This window comes from Nocardia sp. NPDC004260, assembly GCF_053603155.1.
The window spans coordinates 206,734-225,663 of sequence record NZ_JBSGEZ010000001.1 but is presented as its reverse complement, the minus strand read 5'-3'; the positions used below and the strand labels follow the sequence as shown (position 1 = coordinate 225,663).

The 18,930-nt window shown below is 68.3% G+C and carries 12 protein-coding genes (1 of these 12 only partly in view); 9 read left to right on the top strand and 3 right to left on the bottom strand.

Translation table 11 applies throughout. The features are described 5' to 3' along the window. The first annotated feature begins 171 nt into the window (after positions 1-171). Both ACWEO7_RS00960 and ACWEO7_RS00955 read left to right on the top strand, forming a co-directional pair. Positions 172-534, top strand: a complete 363-nt coding sequence (locus ACWEO7_RS00960; protein WP_379250625.1) for a hypothetical protein — start codon at positions 172-174, stop codon at positions 532-534. A 41-nt stretch (positions 535-575) separates the two neighbouring features. Then, positions 576-1,508, top strand: coding sequence for a hypothetical protein (locus ACWEO7_RS00955; RefSeq protein ID WP_452419933.1), 933 nt, complete (start codon positions 576-578; stop codon positions 1,506-1,508). A gap of 930 nt (positions 1,509-2,438) precedes the next feature. On the opposite strand, the gene ACWEO7_RS00950 is transcribed toward ACWEO7_RS00955, so the two are convergent. Together ACWEO7_RS00950 and ACWEO7_RS00945 are read right to left on the bottom strand one after the other, a co-directional pair. Further along, positions 2,439-3,182, bottom strand: a complete 744-nt coding sequence (locus tag ACWEO7_RS00950) for an ABC transporter ATP-binding protein (RefSeq protein ID WP_452419932.1) — start codon at positions 3,180-3,182, stop codon at positions 2,439-2,441. 96 nt (positions 3,183-3,278) lie between these two features. Next, a complete protein-coding gene (locus ACWEO7_RS00945) occupies positions 3,279-4,325 on the bottom strand; it encodes an ABC transporter permease (protein WP_452419931.1) in 1,047 nt (348 codons plus the stop codon). Positions 4,326-4,455: 130 nt separating this feature from the next. Between ACWEO7_RS00945 and ACWEO7_RS00940 the strand changes: the two genes are divergently transcribed. Together ACWEO7_RS00940 and ACWEO7_RS00935 are read left to right on the top strand one after the other, a co-directional pair. Beyond that, a complete protein-coding gene (locus tag ACWEO7_RS00940) occupies positions 4,456-5,832 on the top strand; it encodes a sensor histidine kinase (protein WP_452419930.1) in 1,377 nt (458 codons plus the stop codon). Beyond that, the gene (locus ACWEO7_RS00935) at positions 5,829-6,446 is read left to right on the top strand and encodes a response regulator transcription factor (RefSeq protein ID WP_355074768.1); all 618 of its coding nucleotides are present in this window, start codon (positions 5,829-5,831) and stop codon (positions 6,444-6,446) included. Before ACWEO7_RS00940 ends, ACWEO7_RS00935 begins: the two co-directional genes overlap by 4 nt. A 131-nt stretch (positions 6,447-6,577) precedes the next feature. Here the strand turns inward: ACWEO7_RS00935 and ACWEO7_RS00930 are convergent, their stop codons facing one another. Then, positions 6,578-6,739, bottom strand: coding sequence for a hypothetical protein (locus ACWEO7_RS00930; RefSeq protein WP_452419929.1), 162 nt, complete (start codon positions 6,737-6,739; stop codon positions 6,578-6,580). Positions 6,740-7,087: 348 nt separating this feature from the next. Between ACWEO7_RS00930 and ACWEO7_RS00925 the strand changes: the two genes are divergently transcribed. The 5 genes from ACWEO7_RS00925 to ACWEO7_RS00905 form a co-directional block, all read left to right on the top strand. Continuing rightward, positions 7,088-7,513: a PPOX class F420-dependent oxidoreductase gene (locus ACWEO7_RS00925; protein WP_452419928.1), complete on the top strand. Its 426-nt coding sequence runs from the start codon at positions 7,088-7,090 to the stop codon at positions 7,511-7,513. A gap of 132 nt (positions 7,514-7,645) precedes the next feature. Beyond that, positions 7,646-9,019 (top strand): AAA family ATPase, encoded by a 1,374-nt coding sequence (locus ACWEO7_RS00920; protein ID WP_452419927.1) that lies wholly within the window; start codon positions 7,646-7,648, stop codon positions 9,017-9,019. Further along, on the top strand, positions 9,019-9,501 hold the full coding sequence (locus ACWEO7_RS00915; RefSeq protein WP_452419926.1) for a hypothetical protein: 483 nt from the start codon (positions 9,019-9,021) through the stop codon (positions 9,499-9,501). The genes ACWEO7_RS00920 and ACWEO7_RS00915 overlap by 1 nt, the downstream gene beginning before the upstream one ends. A gap of 86 nt (positions 9,502-9,587) precedes the next feature. Further along, positions 9,588-10,337: a precorrin-4 C(11)-methyltransferase gene (cobM, locus tag ACWEO7_RS00910; protein WP_452419925.1), complete on the top strand. Its 750-nt coding sequence runs from the start codon at positions 9,588-9,590 to the stop codon at positions 10,335-10,337. A 409-nt stretch (positions 10,338-10,746) separates the two neighbouring features. After that, positions 10,747-18,930, top strand: partial view of a non-ribosomal peptide synthase/polyketide synthase gene (locus ACWEO7_RS00905; RefSeq protein WP_452419924.1) — the 5' end (the start) only. Its footprint extends 35,556 nt past the window's final position; only the first 8,184 of its 43,740 coding nucleotides appear in the window; its start codon is at positions 10,747-10,749; its stop codon lies off the right edge, out of view.

The following is an 18,930-nucleotide window of genomic DNA, read 5'->3' as shown; positions in this document are numbered from 1 at the left end:
TGGGCACGGCCGCCGTTCGATCGCGCTGAGCGCGCGGGACCTTGCCGCGATAAACAGACCGTTCGGTAGTAAATTCCCTCATGAGACGTCGACATTTCGCTCCGGCAGCTTCGCTCCGGTCGGATGTTGGACCGCTGCCGGGCGGTTCGTCGCAGGTGAAGGTGAGGGTTCATGGCCGAGTACACGCCGACTCTGGTCGCGATCTACGACGTGGGTTATTCGCGGACGCGCCGCGTAGCCGAGTTCAGGTTGGATCCCGGCGGTGGCGTGACGCTCGCGGTGACCGATCGGAACGGATGCCCGCTCGCTGAAAGGCTGTACGAGCGCGGTATCAAAGTCTTCGATTCGCCTGCGCGAATAACGCCGGACGAAGGTCCGCGTTTCCTGCGCGCGCTGCTCGATGCGCAGGCGATGAGCTATTACCGCGTCATCGATGAAACCCCGGACGAGCCGGAGCGGCCCGGCGTGCGCACGCCTTGGTCCGCGATCCCGGCACCGGGCTCGGACGGCGCGGCCCCGCCGCCCGCTCGGTGAGAGACGCTGTCACCCCTCTACTTCGCAATATCACCCGGCGCTTGACCAGAACCCTCGATCTGGGGACCCGGACCGCGGCGGGCACCTACCGGCGCACCAGCAGCACCCTGGATCTCGGTGCTCGCGAGTTCCGGGCAGTCGACGAGCGGTCCGCGCGTCTGGTGGAAGAAGCGCGCACCCAGGTGCGGTCGCACCCGGCGCAGGCGGCTCGGCAGAGGTGGAATTACCAGCCCAGTGCCGCCGAATCCGCCATGCGTGCGCGCCGGTTGACGACCGATGTCGGCTTCGACGGCGATATGAGAGAAGCCGTGGCGAAAAGCTCCACCACAGTGCGGAAGATGCTCTCCGACGACGGGCAATTGAACGTCTACAAACCGATTGATGGCGAGAGATACGACGCGGGATTACCTTTCGTGCACGCGCCTGGTGCGCTCACGAGCCGGGAGATCGCGGCATACCGTGTGGACGAACTGCTCGGCTTCGGCAGAGTGCCGCCGACCGCACGGACCGACGGCGTGATAGGACCCGACGGCCGTCCCAGGCCGGGCATGATTCAGCAATTCGTCGAGTCCGAGCCGTTCAGGCCGGTGGGCGAGTATTCGAGAACTCAGCAACAGCAGGTCGGAGTACTCGACTACATCATCGGGGCCATGGATCGCCATCCCGGCAACTACCGCACTGTCGAACGCGGTGGGCAGTTGGAAGTGGTGGCCATCGATCACGGTCGATCGTTCCCGCTGTCGCCTCGGCCGCTCGAAATCGAGATCGATTCCGACTTCGTCACGGCGCAGAAGGGTGAACGTCTCGAAGACGATGTCTTTCGCGCGGTGCAGAATGTGGACATGGACCGCTTTCGGGCGGCGCTCGGCGACGCGGGTCTGCACGACAACGCCATCAGCGGCGCGGTGACCCGGCTGGAGAAGATACGTGAGCTCGGCATGATCCCGGCCGACGCCAACGTGCTGCCACCCTGATCCGCTGAGTCATCCGGCCTGCGGGTGCGGGCGCCGTTCGATCGTGTCGCGCGCCCGGCCCACACTTCTTGTTTCTCGAACGTGGCGGCCTGCCACGAGTCGGTGGCGAGACCGACCCGGCCGCGCCACTTCCGCATGATGTCGGCGTGCACCGGCCAGCGCACGAACCGCCGCATGTCCTGCTCGGTTTCCCACACCGAGATCGAGCCGCCGCGTGACTCCGACGGCCGAGCCCACAGCCACAGGCCGACCGCGCCGTGCATCACCGGCCAGTTCCGGCCCAGTCGCATTCCCGTCTTGTAGATCGCCTGAACATCCTCTTCGGAGGCGGCCAGAAAGTCGGTCACGCTGACGAACACCGGGCCCCGGCTGTCGTGCAGCGGCCCGGCCTGCCAGGGCATCAGCACGGTTTCGTCGGAAAACGGCTGTTCATCCGTGCCGCTGTGCCGGTCGCCGGAACGGTTCTCGCTAGAGTTAGTAAGCATGAGCAGATGATATGCACACGCTTATTGAATACCAACCCGACAGCCTCGACGTCTATCCGTCGGTGACGCATTGGGCGCCCAGTTCTTCGTGCCCGACCGTTCCCTATCCGACCTTCTCGCCGGGCGCCCGCCGGCGTGCGGGTCGCCCCACTCGGGGCGCACTTCGCCGGGAACCTGGACCGGGCCGCAGCGCAGGCCGCGCTCTCCACCGAAGTCACCCGTAGGCATCCCGAGCGATCATCGGCGCCATGGCAACCGCCGTCGCGGCGAGCCATGCCGCAGCCACTCGCGAAACTGGCTGTACACCAATGGGATTGCTATCCGCCGTAGCCATACCTGGTCGACGGACTAACCGCGACAGGTGTCCGCCGAGCTCGAAAGGGTCAGAGGCGCGAGGAGTCCGCTGCGTTCTGTTGTCAACCCGGGCGGTCCGTCAGCTGTCGACCTATGGCGTCACTGGGGCCGCGGCCGCTGCGGTCTCCGGGGTGAGGCGTCCGTCGACCATGCGGTAGACGGCGTTCATGCGGTGTAGGTGGGAGCGGTCGTGGGTGACCAGGAGGGTGGCGGCCTCGTGTTCGTGGGCGACGGACAGGATCAGGTCGATCACCGCGGCGCCGCGTTCGGTGTCCAGTGCGCTGGTGGGTTCATCGATCACCAGGAGGGACGGTGCGTTCATCAGGGCGCGGGCGATGTTCACTCGTTGCCGTTGACCGCCGGACAGTTGCGCGGGGCGCTTGTCTCGCTGGTCGGCGAGCCCGACCGAGTCCAGTAGTGCCAGTGCGCGGTCGCGGGTCGTTCGGCGGTGTCGGCGTGACGTGATGATCCGCTGTCCGAGATGCGCCATCGCCTCGAGTTGCTCGACGGCGGTGAGTGCCGGAATCAGGTTCGGTTGTTGGAAGACGATGCCGATCGACGAGCGACGCAGCGCGGCGGCTTCGCGACGGGTCACGTCAGCGAGATCGGTTGTTTCCTGGGGGGTTACGAGACGGATGCGCCCGGACTCCGGGCGGATCAGGGTGGCTGTCACAGCCAGCAGGCTGGACTTGCCGGAGCCGGAAGGGCCGGTGATGGCGGCGATCTCGCCGCCGGAGACCCGCAGGTTCACTCGGTCCAGGGCGGTGAGCCGGCCGGTGCCGTCGGGGTAGGTGAGCGTCACATCCGCGAGGGTGAGCGTGGTGGTGGGTGTCATCGAAACTCCGTGCTGAGGGCGGTCGGGCGGTTCGGGTGCGCTGATGAGGCGATCCGGGTGCAGCGGTTGGCGATCGTGCCGTGCGGACGCCTGCGTTCAGCGGCCCGCGCCGAGCGCGGTGAGCGGGTCGGCGGTGAACAGGAAGCGCAGGGCGAACGCCGCGCCGAGTAAGCCGAGCAGGATCAGCGCGAGCGAGGGAAGCAGCGTGGTGGCCGGGCTCAGCACGAACGGCACCGCATCGCCGAGCAATGTCGCCGCGGCGACGGTGATCCCGAGGCCGGTCGCGATACCGGCCGTGAGCACGGTGGCGGCTTGGACGAGTGCGTCGCGGACGAGTGACCCCGAAGTCGCCCCCAGCGCTTTCAGTGTGGCGATGTCGGGCATCCGCTGAATCGTCCACACGGTGAAGAACGCGCCGATCACCAGCGCGGAGATGGCGAACAGCAGGGCGGTCATCAGGGTGAGCGAGCCGTTCTCGGCCTGGTAGGAGCCGATCGCCGAGCGCGCTCCGGACAAGTCGGTGGTCCTGGTGTGCGCGGTGGCGTTCACCGCGTCCGGATCGGTCGTCCCCGACACCGCGAGCACGGTGGCCGCGCCGGAACGGGGGTTGAGCGCCTGCCAGTCGGCGAGCGTCAGCCAGACCACGGGCGTATGGCTGTACCAGTCGTCGCCACGAACGGCGGACACGACGAACGCGCGGCCGCCGATCACCACGGAACCGCCGGGCACGGCACCGAGATCGGCGGCCGCGCCGGTACTGAGCAGCACCGTGCCCGCATCGGTCGCCGGACGGTTGCCGAATGCCGTGTCCGTGCCGAACAGGGCGACCTGCGCGGGGGCGGAGCCGTCACCGTTCGCTTTGCCGCGGGCGATGCCCACCGGCGTCACGCCGCGGGCGGCGGCGCGCCAAGTCGCGATCTGCTCTCCGGTCAGCATGGACCCGTCGAACGAGGGAGCGCCGCCGGTGTCGGCGAAGACGACGGTATCGCCGGGCAACGACTCGACGGCCGAGACGTTCTGGTGCGCGAGCCCGGCCGTGAGCCCGCTGAGGAAGCTCACCAGCACCGCCACCAGCGTGACGACGAGTGTGATCAGTGCGAACCGGCCGCGGGCGGCGCGCAGGTCTCGGAGTGCGACGAACATGTCTCCACCCTCGCGCCGCGCCGGGCCGTTTCCATCGCGCCGGGGGAGGAAGCGCGGATGAGCGAAAGTCGGCGGTGGTTTTCCACCTTTCGATGGATGCCCCGGCGATAGCCGTACATAAGCTGGCACCGTGCACTCGTCCCCGTTGACCCCGGTTTTCACCACGTTGCGGCTCGGCCTGCACGTGCTGATGACCGGTCTGGCGGTGGTGGTCGCCGTGCGCGCGGCGCTGCCCGGCGCGGCACATCCGGCCGCGACCGTCGGTCTCGTCGCGGCCTTCCTCGTGGCCTATTTCGCGGGTGCATGGTTCGCGGGGAAACGGCGCGCGATTCCGGTGTGGCTCAGTGCGCTGACGGCCCTGTGGCTCGGGCTGGTCGTACTCGCGCCAGACGCGGGTTATCTCGCCTTCGGCCTGTTCTTCCTGTACCTGCACCTGCTGCCGCGTCCATGGAACCTCTGCGCCGTGGCCGCCGCGACCGCCGTGGCGGTAGTCGGCTTCGGCCTGCATCGGGGCTGGTCGGTAGCCGGTGTGGTCGGCCCGGTCATCGGAGCCGCCGTCGCGGTCGGGATCGGGCTCGGTTATCAGGCGTTGTTCCGCGAGGCCGCGGAACGACAGCGACTGATCGACGAATTGCTCAGCACCAGAGCGATACTGGCCGAACAGGAACGCACGGCGGGCAAGCTCGCCGAGCGGGAGCGGCTGGCCGCCGAGATCCACGACACGGTCGCGCAGGGGCTGAGTTCCATTCAACTGCTGCTGCACGCGGCCGAGCGGGAAGCGCCGGATCACCCCGCGCTGCAAAGGATCCGGCTGGCCAGGGAGGCGGCCGCGGAGAACCTCGCCGAGACCAGGCGACTGATCGCCGAACTGGCTCCCGCCGCGCTGGAGGGACAGTCACTGGCCGAGGCGCTGGAGCGGATCACTCGGCGCGCCGCCGCGCCCGGGTTGAATGCCAGGTTCGTGGTGGAGGGTCCGCCGGAGCGACTGCCCATGCCGATCGAGGCCGCGCTGGTCCGGATCGCGCAAGGCGCGGTCTCGAACGTGATCCGGCACGCCGGTGCGGGCCGGATGCGCGTGACGCTCACCTATGCGGACGACGCGATCCATCTCGACGTGGTGGACGACGGCGTCGGCATCGCTCCCGAACTGCTGGAGCGCAGCCCGGCGGGATCGTTCGGGCTGGCCGCCATGCGATCGCGGGTACATGAGCAGGGCGGCGTCATGGCGGTCGAGTCGGAGCCGGGGCACACGGCAGTCACCGTGTCCTTTCCGCTCGACACTGTCTCAGGTTGCGCCGAACCCGAAGCGGGCGAACATGGCGCGGTGCCACTCGGCATGGCACATCCGCCGCGCACGGAATCGGCCCGGACGGAATCAACTGCCTCGGACCCGGTCGGGCCGGTCTCCGGCAGCCACGGCCGGCCCGAGACCGGTCCGCCCGACCAGGGCAGAACGGACACCCGAGGCACGGACTCGCGCGACCTCGGCGCGGAGGATTCCGAGTGATCCGCCTGCTGCTCGCCGATGACCACGCGATCGTCCGCGCCGGTTTGCGCGCGCTGCTGGACGTCGCCGACGACATCACCGTCGTGGGCGAGGCGGCCACCGCGGAGGCCGCCGTCGCGTTCTGCGCGACCACGCCGGTCGACCTCGTGCTGATGGACCTGAGTTTCGGGTCCGGCCGGTCGGGAGTCGAGGCGACCGCGCGGCTGCGTGAGTTGCCGAGCCCGCCGAACGTCCTCGTGGTCACCAACTACGACACCGACGCCGACATCCTCGGCGCGGTCGAGGCCGGCGCGTGCGGCTACATCCTCAAGGACACACCGCCCGGCGAATTGCTCTCCGCGGTGCGGTCGGCCGCGGCGGGAGACAGCGTGCTCTCGCCCGCGGTCGCGTCCAAGCTGATGACCAGGGTGCGCCGCGCCGACACCACGCTGAGCAGGCGCGAGATCGAGGTGTTGCGGCTGGTGTCCGACGGCCGGTCCAACCGCGAGATCGCCAAGCAGTTGTTCCTCAGCGAGACCACCGTCAAGTCCCACTTGGTGCATATATACGGAAAACTCGGCGTGCGTTCGCGCACCTCCGCGGTGGCGCGGGCTCGCGAGCGCGGCATGCTGTGACGCGGACGCGCGACCGCCACTGCCCGGATGACTGCACCCTTGTGACCGCGGGAACGGCCGCTCTTCACTGGAGCCGAGGCCGCGCCGATCGACTACTGTGACCGGCATCGGATTTTCTATCTTCGGGGGTTTCACATGCTGATCTGGGGCTGGCAGAAGCGTATCCACACGCTCGCCATGATCACCTTGATCTGCGGCCGCTGCGGCAATCCCGCCGCGCACGCGCTGCGCAGCTCGTCACCAAGTTCACGCTCTTCTTCATTCCGCTCTTCCCGCTCAGCACCAAGCATCACCTGGAGTGCACCTGGTGCGGCGCATCGTCACCGGTCGCCGGACCGCAGGTGGCCGACCTGCTCGCCCGCGCGAACGCCGAGACCATGGGCCCCGCCCAGTACCAGCGGCCTGCCGCGGGCGGCCCCAACGCCCAGTGGCCCCAACAGCCCGCTCCCAACCCCGACACCAACTGGCAGCGCTGACGAAAGTCCACCGCAGACAGCCAGTGGGTCGGCAGTCCGGCACGGTGCGCGCTGATCGCCTTCCACCGCGGTCGATACCGACGCAACGAGTGAATCGCGCGGCCGAACCCAGCCGAACGAACCAACCGAGCCGAGCTGTCGGCAGTCACCACCTAGGGTGAGCGGATGGCCTCTCTTTCCGATCCCGAAGTGCGCGAGTTTCTGACCCATGGCACCCGCACCGGCAAGGTGGCGTTCGTGACGGCTGACGGCAGGCCGATGGTGACGCCGGTGTGGTTCATCGTCGACGGCGACGAACTGGTGTTCAACACCGGCAAGTCCACCGCGAAGGGCAAGGCGTTCGCCCGGGACGGCCGCGTCTCGGTGTGCGTCGACTTGGAGGAACCGCCCTACGCGTCGGTCCAGCTGCGCGGCACGGTGACGCTCTCGGAAGACCCGGAGGAACTGCTGCGCACCGCCACCGAGATCGCCGGCCGTTACATGGGCGCCGACCGTGCCGAGGAATTCGGCAAGCGCAACGGCGTCCCCGGCGAACTCGTCGTCCGCCTCCGCCCCGAGAAGGTGATCGCCCACTTCGACGCCACCGCCTGAGCGCGCACGCTGATCGGAGTGGCTCGACCGGCGAGTCCGCCTCCTTCGGTGGCCGGTCAAGTTGCTGTGCGAGCATCGGACTCGGCGACAAGTAGCGGGCCTCGGAGAACACTGGCCGCATATGCTGACGTTGTGATCCCATCTCGCCTCATCGAGTTGCGTCTAACCGCGTTCAAGTCTTTTCGCGGTGCGACTCTGCCGCTGAAGGGCACGACGATTCTGATCGGCCGCAACAGCTCTGGAAAGTCGAACGCCTTCGACGGGTTGGAGGTACTGGCGCGTCTCGCCGAAGGTGAGGACTTGGCGGACGCGCTCGACGGCCGCAGGCGTGAGGGAGGAACGGTCAGGGGCGGATCAGCGGGTTGTCCACCGCATGGGACGCAGCGCTTCGAACTCGGGTGCTCCGTCGAACTCGATGGCGATCGATACGACTACGACCTCGCGGTCGAGGTGCGGCCCGATCTGCGTGTGGTGGCGGAGAAACTGTGCGGTCCGGCAAAGGCGGTGCGAAGCGGCAAGGTCACCTACGGATCGCTCGTCGAGACTCGCGAACCTGGTGCGCCCGGCACCGGGATCGTGGCAGAGGTACACAACGGTAAGCGCGGCCCGAACACGCCATTTACTTTTCGGGACAGTCGGCTGATCATCGGTCAGGTACCGCTCGCGCTTGCTGGGACAAACGGCGCTGAGCTATCTGTCATAAGAGGAGTGGAGGCGGTGCTACTAGCGCTGAGGGGAATATTCCACCTCGATCCCGTGCCTCATCTTATGCGAGGGTTCGTTCCTGAGCGAGATGCGGAGTTGCGACGGACGGGTGAGAATCTTTCGGCCGCACTGCAAACGTTGATGATTCGTGATCCAGCCGCATTCGATCGTGTCCAGGATCTGGTTCGAGCGGTTGCCGACGATGAGGGTGTCCAAAGTATAAGTTTCGTTTCGTCGGAGTTGGGTGACGTGATGCTTGCCCTCGACGAAAAACATGGGAAAGTGGGAATAATCGAACGGACTCCGGCGCGCGAGATGAGTGACGGCCTCTTGCGATTCACCGCGATTGCGACCGCACTACTGTCGTCTCGATACGGCTTGGATGTCGATTCTTTGGTCCGGGCGCGCACGGAATCGGCCGACGACGAAGAACCCGGTGGCGGTGTGCTCATCGTCATCGAAGAACTCGAGAACGGCCTGCATCCGTCGCAAGCTCGGCGCGTGCTCGACCTCGTCAGGACGAGCAGTGCGACGCCGGGAACAAGTGTGCTCGTGACCACGCACAGCCCGGCGATCCTCGATGCCGCCGAAGGGTCCCTCAACGAAAATGTCGTCGTTTGCCATCGAGATCCGGAAACCGGCCATAGCCTCTTGACGCGATTAATGGAAGTTCCGGGGTACACCACAGCGCTTGCCGAAGGGTCGCTTGGAAATGCGGTAAGCGCCGGGAAGCTGGTCGGTGGACCCGAAGACGACGCGGGTGACTTCGGTGAATTCGAGAGATTGCTGGGTATCCGTTGATGCGGCAAGTCGTCTTCATAGATACCACTATTTTGTGCAATCTCGTTCCAGTGCCCGGGCGTGATCAGCACGCGGAGTCGGTCCGCGAAGAACTGAAAAAGCGCATCGATCTGGACCAACGATTCATCTTGCCGATTACCGCTGTAATAGAGACAGGTAACTTCATTGCGCAATTGTCCAATGGCGGGCTGCGTAGGAAAACCGCCCAGAGGCTGGAAGGCATCCTGAAACTGATCTGCGCTGGGAAGGCGCCGTGGGTGCTGCACGATGTGCCTTGGAATCGGGGATTTCTGGAGAGACTTCTTGAAGGCGCTGATTCCGGGGCGGATTACGTTACACACGCCCAGAATGGTGTCGGATTGGGGGATCTGTGCGTGCTGGCAGAACGCCAGAGTTTCGAGATGCGTTCGCGAATACCGACCACCATATGGACCCTCGATCATGGGCTGAGCGCCTACAGTCCCCAGGCGGGGACGGACTGACAGCGCTGGGTTGGAGGTGGAGGCGTTCGCCGCGCAGCACCCGTAGCCGGACATCTGGCGATAGGCGTCGGCCTACACTCGCGCGCATGACCGTGCACTTCATCGGGGCCGGGCCGGGCGCGGCCGATTTGTTGACGGTGCGCGCGGTCGAGTTGCTCCGCGCGTCGCCGGTGTGCCTGTACGCGGGGACCTATCTGGATCCCGGCGTGCTGGCGTACTGCGCGCCGGACGCCGAACTGGTCGATACCCAGCGCTTGGATCTCGACCAGATCACCGAGCGTCTGTTGCGCGCGGACCGGGCCGGACAGGACGTGGCCCGCCTGTGCTCGGGCGACCCGTCGCTGTATTCGGCGCTGACCGAGCAGACCCGCAGGTTGGACGCGCACGGGGTGCGGTGGGATGTCACGCCGGGCGTGCCCGCCTATGCGGCCGCGGCGGCGGTGCTGGGTGCGGAGTTGACCGTGCCGGAGCTGGTCCAGTCGGTGGTGCTGACCCGGGCGCAGGCCCGCTCCACCGCGATGCCCGAGTCGGAAGCGCTGGCGAACTTCGCCGCCACCGGCGCCACTCTCGCGCTGCACCTGGCCGTCACCCGCACCCGCGCATCGGTCGCCGAACTGGCCGCCGAGTACGGCCCGGACTGCCCGGTCGCTGTCGTCTACCGCGCCAGCCAGCCCGAGCAATTGATCCTGCGTGGGACCCTGGCCGACATCGCCGACCAGGTCGAGGCCGCCGGACTGCGGCAGGCCGCGGTGATCCTGGTGGGCCGCGCGCTCACGCCGGCGGTGTCGTGCGCGGAATCCCATCTCTATGACCCGGCGCGGGTGCGCGGGTCGTGACGGCGGGTGCCATAGGCGCCCGCCTCCAGCGGCGCGAAAGCGCCGGTTTGGGGCGGGGGTGACGCATGTGAGAACCGCAACATCCTCCTGGCAAACCTCTTACGGCCCGACTACCTGCGTTGATGTGTAGCTGCTATGACGATTGGTTGGTCGGCTGCCGGGGGCGACGGTAGATTGATCCGGTGATTCGCAAAGAAGGTCCCGGCGGAGCCGGTCGGTGGGTTCTGGGCACGGGCGGGCCCATGTAACGTGCCCGGCCGGTTGGACAGATAGTTCAATTGAACATTTTTGCCTGATTTGATGTGAGAACTGAACCTGGAGACGCAGGCGCCACGCTCGGATAGGTGGAGCGCCCTCTCCGGGTGTGGTCGGGGAGCGCTTGCGTGGTGTTCCGGAAGCGAGGTTACGGTTGGACCGGCTGGATTTCGGCGGAAACGGCGAAACTGGTGGCGAACGGGCACACGCTGCGTCTGGGGTAGCACCCGACCTGTCGGGTGCGTTCCCGTTGTCTCCCGCTCAGCTGGGCATCTGGTACGCGCAGCACGTCGACCCGCAGGTGCCGGTCACGATCGCGCAGTACGTCGACCTGCACGGTGAGCTGGATGTCGATGTGCTCGAGCGGGCCAGCATCGACGCGTCGCACGAGTTGGGTTCCGGGTTCCTGCGGATCGTCGAGCGCGATGGTGAGCCGCTGCAGTTCGTCGACCATTCGATCGCCGATTACGACAAGGTCGTGTACGTCGATCTGCGCGGCGAGGCCGATCCGGCCGCCGCAGCGATGGCGTGGATGCGCGCGGAGTACAGCCGTCCGCTCGACCTGCTGAACGACCGATTGATCAAGGTCGCGGCGCTGCAGTTGGCCGACGATCACTGGTACTGGTACTCCCGCGCTCACCACATCGCGCTCGACGGCTTCGGCGCGATGACCAACCTCAACCGCATCGCCGAGCTCTACACCGCCTACGTCAACGGCACCGAACCGGCTGTTTCCAAAGCCACCGACCTGCACACGCTGTACGAGCAGGAGATCGCCTATCGGGAGAGTTCCCGCTTCGCCTCCGACAAGGAGTATTGGGCGCAGCGGGTGGCGGGGCTGGAGGAAGGCACCAGCCTGACCGGCCGTTCCGCGCCGCCCGCGGCGATCAACGGCATCGCCAGCGCCGCGCTGTCGGATGAGCAGAACAGTTTGCTGGACGCGGCGGTCGCGCGGCACGATTCCTCGCCCGCCGGTCTGCTGCTGGCCGGTTTCGCCGCGTATCTGGCGCAGTGGAACGGCGTCGAGGACGTCATTCTCAGCCTGCCGGTGACCGCGCGCACTACCGCGGCGATGCGCCGCTCGGGTGGTGTGTCGTCGAACATCGTGCCGCTGCGGCTGCACGTGGGCCACGACACGACGGTGTCGGAGCTGCTCAAGCAGGTGGCGGTCGAGGTGTCGGGCGCGTTGCGGCACCAGCGGTACCGGCACGAGGACATCCGCCGCGACGCGGCCGGTGACGGTGTGGTGACCACGGAGTTCTTCGGGCCGTGGGTCAACATCATGCTGTTCGGTGACGAGATCGTGCTCGGCCCGATGGTCGGCCAGCTCAGCGTGCTGTCGACCGGCAGCATCGAGGATCTGGGCGTCAACTTCTATCAATCGGTCGCGGGCACGCGTTCGCATATCGACTTCGAGACCAATCCCAACCTCTATACCGAGGACGAGGCGCGCAGCCACCACGGCCGCTTCCTGGAGTTCTTCGATCGTTTCCTGGCCGCCGAGGCGGACGCCACCGTGTGGGGCCTTCCGGTCGCCACCGTCGAGGAGCGCGAGCGGACGCTGCTGGAGTGGAACGACTCGGAGCAGGACGTTCCGCAGACCACGCTCGCGGCGCTGCTGGACGCGCAGATGTCGCGGACGCCGGACAACATCGCGCTCGATTTCGAGGGCGCTACCTTGGCCCACCCGTCGCCCGACCACCACCCCTCATCGAGTCGCTCCGCGACGCTGACGTATCGGGAGTTCGACGCGCGGGTCAACCGGTTGGCCCGTTTCCTGATCGCCGACGGCGTGGGCCCGGAGTCGCTGGTCGCGCTGGGCATGCGCCGCTCGCTCGAGCTGGTGATCGGCATGCACGCGGTGCTGAAGGCCGGTGGCGCGTACGTGCCGATCGATCCGGACCATCCGGCCGAGCGCACCGCCTACATCCTCGACAGCGCCGCGCCGGTGTGCGTGCTGACGCTGTCGGCCGACGAGCTGGAGCTGCCGGAGTCGGTGCGGCGGGTGGAGATCGACACCCTGGACACCTCGGCGTACTCCGCCGACCCGGTGACCGACGCCGACCGCCTGGCGCCGCTGCGTCCGGACAACACCGCCTACGTCATCTACACCTCGGGTTCGACCGGCCGCCCCAAGGGCGTGGCGGTCACCCACCACGCGATCGTCAACCAGCAGCTGTGGATGCTCGACGAGTACCGGCTGACCGCGGAAGACGTGTACCTGCAGAAGACCGCGACCACGTTCGACGTGTCGCTGTGGGGCTACTTCCTGCCGCTGATGGTGGGCGCGAAGTTGGTCATCGCGTCGCCGGACGGGCACCGCGACCCGCTGTACGTGGCGGAGATGATCTCCCGGCACGGCGTCACCGTGACCGACTTCGTCCCGTCCATGTTGACGGTGTTCGTCGCGCACGCCACGCAGGCCCAATGCGCGACGCTGCGTGCGGTTTTCGTGATCGGCGAGGCGTTGCCGCCGGAGACCGCGGCGGGCTTCCGCGCCATCACCGACGCGGGGCTGCACAACCTGTACGGCCCGACCGAGGCCGCGGTCTCGGTGACCTACTGGGAGGCGACGGCCGCCGACACGGTGACCGTGCCGATCGGTATCCCGGAGTGGAACGTCCAGGTCTACGTGCTGGATTCGCGGTTGCGCCCGGCCGCGATCGGCGCGCCCGGTGAGCTGTACCTGGGCGGGCGTCAGCTCGCCCGCGGCTACCGCGGCCGTCCCGACCTGACCTCGGATCGCTTCGTCGCGAACCCGCTGTCGAGCACAGGTGAGCGGATGTATCGCACCGGCGACCTCGTGCGCTGGAACGAAGCGGGCACGCTGGAATACATCGGCCGCACCGACTTCCAGGTGAAGTTCCGCGGCCAGCGCATCGAGCTGGGGGAGATCGAGACCGATCTGCTCGCCCACCCCGCGGTCAGCCAGGCCGTCGTGCTGGTGGTGGACACCGCGACCGGTCAGCAGTTGGTGGCCTACGTCGTGCCCGCTCCCGGCCACAGCGTGGAACCGGTGGAGCTGACCAGGTTCGCCGCCGAGCAGCTGCCCAGCTACATGGTGCCCGCGTCGATCATGGTGCTGGACGCCTTCCCGCTCAACACCAGCGGCAAGCTCGACCGCAAGGCGCTGCCGGAGCCGGTGTTCAGCGCCGACGCAGGCGACTTCCGCGCGCCGCGTACCCAGGCCGAGCAGATCGTGGCGGGCATCTTCGCCGACGTGCTCAGCCAGGACCGCATCGGCATCGACGACAACTTCTTCGACCTGGGCGGCAACTCGCTGGTCGCCACTCAGGTGGTGGCGCGCATCGGCGCCGCGTTCGGCACCCAGATCGGGGTGCGCGCGCTGTTCGAGACCCCGACCGTCGCCGGTATCGCCGCGCGCGCGGAAAACGCCGCGCCCGTGGGCGAATCGCGTCCGCCGCTGGTGGCCCAGCAGTTGCCGGAGCGGGTGCCGCTGTCGCTGGCACAGCAGCGCATGTGGTTCATCAACCAGTTCGACCCGACCGTGCCGACCTACAACCTGCCGTTCGTGGTGCGGTTGCGCGGCCAGGTGGACCTGGAAGCGTTGCAGTCGGCGCTGCTGGACGTGGTCGAGCGGCAGCAGTCGCTGCGCACGATCTTCCCCGAGTCCGGCGACGGCGGCTACCAGCAGGTGCTTCCCGTCGATCAGGTCGATCTCGGCATCGAGGTGCAGCCGATCGACGAGGCCGAATTGCACGGCGCGCTGGCCGAATTCGCCGCGCGCGGCTTCGACGTCTCGACCGAGCTGCCGATCCGGGTTCGGGTCTTCGCGGTCACCGGCGGGCGTGGCAACGGCGCGGCCGACTACGCGTTGGCGTTCGTCGTGCACCACATCGCGGCCGACGGCTTCTCCTTCGGCCCGCTGGCGCGCGATGTGGCCGCCGCCTACCTGTCCCGCAGCGCGGGCGAGGCGCCGAGCTGGGCGCCGTTGCCGGTGCAGTACCAGGACTTCAGCGTCTGGCAGCGCGAGCTGCTCGGCGCGGAATCCGATCCCGCGTCCATGGCGGCGCGCGAGATCGCCTATTGGCGCAGGGCATTGGCGGGCCTGCCGGATCAGCTCGACCTGCCCGCGGACCGCCCGCGCCCGCCGGTGCAGAGCTTCCACGGCAGCCGGGTGAGTTTCGACATCGACGCCGAGTTGCACCAGCGGCTGGTCGCGCTGGCCCGCGCGCAGGGCGTGAGCCTCTTCATGGTCATGCACGCCTCGCTGGCCGTGCTGTTGGCCCGGTTGTCGGGCACCAGCGACATCGCGATCGGCACCCCGGTGGCCGGGCGTGGCGAGCAGGCGCTCGACGACCTGATCGGCATGTTCGTCAACACCCTCGTGCTGCGTTCGGAAGTGGACGGCAGCGAGTCGTTCGCCGAATTCCTCGGCCGCACCAGGGAAACCGATCTCGCCGCGTTCGCGTTCGCGGACGTGCCGTTCGAGCGGCTGGTCGAGGTGCTCAACCCGACCCGTTCCCAGGCGCGGCACCCGCTGTTCCAGGTGATGCTGTCGTTCCAGGAGATGTCGCACGCGACCCTGGAACTGCCCGGGCTCTCGGTCACCGCCGACGAGCTCGAGGTCGACATCGCCAAGTTCGACCTGCAATGGACGGTCACCGAGGAACGCGGCGCGAACGGTGAGCCCGCCGGCATGGGCGCGGTCATCTCCTTCGCCACCGACCTGTTCGACGCGCCCACCGTCGCCGAGTTCGGCCGCCGCTACCTGCGCGTGCTGGAAGCCGCCGTCGCCGCGCCGGGAACCACGGTGCGCGACATCGAGATCCTCGACGAGGCCGAGCGCGCCCGGGTGCTGACCGAGTGGAACCACACCGGGCACGACGTGCCCGCCGCCACCGTGCTCGAGCTGTTCGAAGAGCAGGTGCGGGGCAGGCCGGACGACCCGGCCGTGGTGTTCGACGGCGGCACGCGCGGCGCGGAGGAGTTCGGCGCGCCGATCGAGCTGACCTACGCCGAGTTCGCCGCGCGGGTGAACCGCTTGGCGCGCAAGCTGATCGAGGCGGGTGTCGGCCCGGAGACATTGGTCGCGGTCGGCATCCGCCGCTCGGTGGACATGCTGGTGGCGATCTACGCCACGCTGACCGCCGGTGGCGGCTACGTGCCGATCGACCCCGACCACCCGGCCGAGCGCACCGAATACGTGCTCGACAGCTCGTCTCCGGTGTGCGTGCTCACCACCACCGGCGACAACGTCACCGCCGCCGACATCCCGGTGCTGACGCTGGACACCCTGGACCTGAGCGGATTCGGCGACGAGCCCGTCACCGACGCCGAGCGCCGCGCCCCGCTGCGCGCCGCGAACACCGCCTACGTGCTCTACACCTCCGGCTCGACCGGCCGCCCCAAGGGCGTCGCGGTCAGCCACGCGTCGGTGGTCAACCAGATCGCCTGGATCACCGCCGAATACCGGATCGGCCCGGCCGATGTGATCCTGCAGAAGACGCCGGTCACCTTCGACGTGTCGGTGTGGGAGCTGTTCGGCACGCTGGCCGTCGGCGCCCGCATGCTGATCGCCGCGCCCGACGGCCACCGCGATCCGATCTACCTGTCGGAGATCATCGGACGGCACGGGGTCACCATGACCTCGTTCGTGCCGTCCATGCTCTCGGTGTTCGCCGGATCGGCGGACACCGCCGAATGCGCCTCGCTGCGCGCGGTTCTGGTCGCCGGTGAGGCGCTGCCGCCCGCGACCGTCACCGCGTTCCGGCAGTTCTCCACCGCCGCGGTGCACAACCTGTACGGCCCGACCGAGTTCACCGTGCACGCCACCGCCTGGCAGCTCAACGAGGTCGCGCCCACGTCGGTGCCGATCGGCCGGCCGGTGTGGAACGCGCAGACCTACGTGCTGGACGAGGGCCTGGCCCCGGTTCCGGTCGGCGTGCCCGGCGAGCTGTACCTCGGCGGCGTGCAGACCGCCCGCGGCTACCACGGCCGTCCCGACCTGTCCGCCGAGCGCTTCGTCGCCGACCCGTTCGGCCCGCCCGGCTCCCGCTTGTACCGCACCGGCGACCTGGTGCGGTGGGTGCGTCCGCGCGATCCGGAGGTGGGCAGCGCGGGCGTGCTGGAGTACATCGGCCGCACCGACTTCCAGGTGAAGTTCCGCGGTCAGCGCATCGAGCTCGGCGAGATCGAGACCGCCCTGCTCGACCATCCGGCCGTCACCCAGGCCGTGGTGCTGGTCATGGACACCGTCGCGGGCGACCAGCTGGTCGCCTACGTGGTCACCGGCGGCGGTCCCGTCGACCTGGACAGCATCAAGAACGCGCTGCACCGCACGTTGCCCGCGTACATGGTGCCCTCGGCGATCGTGGTGCTCGAGGCGTTCCCGCTGAACGCCTCCGGCAAGCTGGACCGCAAGGCGCTGCCTGCGCCGGTGTTCGAGGTGCGCGAATTCCGCGCTCCGACCACGCCGATCGAGGAGATCGTCGCGCAGATCTTCGGTGAGGTGCTCGGCATCTCCCGCGTCGGCGTGGACGACGACTTCTTCGAGCTGGGCGGCAACTCGCTGATCGCCACCCAGGTGGCCTCCCGCCTCGGCATCGCGCTGGACACCAGGGTGCCGGTACGCATGCTGTTCGAGGCGTCCACGGTCGCGGCGCTGGCCGCGCGGGTGGAGTCGCACGCCGGTGACGGCGCGCGCAAGGCGCTGGTGGCCAGGCATCGTCCGGAGCAGGTGCCGTTGTCGCTGGCGCAGCAGCGCATGTGGTTCCTCAACCGGTTCGACACCTCCTCGGCGGTGAACAACATCCCGGTCGCGATCCGGTTGTCCGGCGATCTGGACATCGCCGCGTTGCAGGTCGCGGTCATCGACGTGATCGACCGGCACGAGTCGCTGCGGACGGTGTTCCCGGAGACCAAGACCGGCCCGGTGCAGGTGGTGCTGGACGCGGCGCAGATCGTGCCGGACCTGACCCCCGTGCGGGTGACCGAGCACAACCTGATCGATCACCTGGTCGAGCTGGCGTCGATGGCGTTCGACGTGACCAGCGAAGTGCCGTTGCACGCGCGGCTGTTCGAGATCAGCGAGACCGAGTACGTGCTGGGCATGGTGGTGCACCACATCTCGGCCGACGGCTGGTCGATGGGTCCGCTGGCCCGCGACGTGATGGTGGCCTACGCCGCGCGCACGTCGTGGGAGGCGCCCGCGTGGTCGGCGCTGCCGGTGCAGTACGCCGACTACGCGCTGTGGCAGCGGGAGGTGCTCGGCTCGGAGGACGACCCGAGTTCGCTGATAGCCAACCAGATCCGGTACTGGACGCGCGAACTGGCCGATCTGCCCGACGAATTGACGCTGCCGTCGGACCGGCCGCGCCCGGCCGTCGCGTCCTACCGCGGCGGCACCTACCCGTTCGTGATCTCCGGCGAGACCCAGCGCGCCCTGATCGAGCTGGGCCGCAGGCACAACGCGTCGCTGTTCATGGTGCTGCACAGCGCGCTGGCGGTCCTGCTCGCCCGTGCCAGCGGCACCAGCGACATCGCCATCGGCACCCCGGTCGCGGGCCGCGGTGAAGCCGCGCTGGACGACCTGATCGGCATGTTCGTCAACACCCTGGTGCTGCGCACCGAGGTGGACGGCGCGATGAGCTTCGCCGATCTGCTCGCCCGCGCCCGCGAGACCGACCTGCACGCCTTCGCGCACGCCGATGTGCCGTTCGAGCGCCTGGTCGAGGTGCTCAACCCGGCGCGTTCACAGGCGCGGCATCCGCTGTTCCAGGTGATGCTGACCTTCCAGAACACCCGGCAGGCCAGCTTGGAACTGCCCGGACTTTCGGTCAACGGCATCGACTACGACGCCCGGCTGGCCAAGTTCGACCTGCAGCTGACCCTCTCGGAGACCCAGGACGACCACGGCGATTCGGCGGGCATGTCGGCCGAATTCTCCTACGCCCTGGATCTTTTCGACGAGCCGACCGTCGCGGCGTTCGCCCGGCGCCTCGACCGCATCCTCGCGGCCGTGACCGCCGACCCGGACGTCCCGATCGGCGACATCGACCTGCTCGCGTCCGAGGAACGCGCGCGGGTGCTGATCGATTGGAACGACACCGGACATCCGGTGGACCAGGTCGCGACGCTGGTCTCGCTGTTCGACGCGCAGGCGGCGGCGACGCCGGACGCGATCGCGCTGGACTTCGAAGGCGAGCGGCTGACCTACCGCCAGTTCCAGGAGCGGGCCAACCGCATCGCCCGCCAGCTCATCGGCGCGGGCGTGGGCCCGGAATCGCTGGTGGCGCTGGCGCTGCGGCGTTCCACCGAACTGGTCGTCGCGATGTACGCGGTGGTGCAGACCGGCGCGGCCTACGTGCCGCTGGAC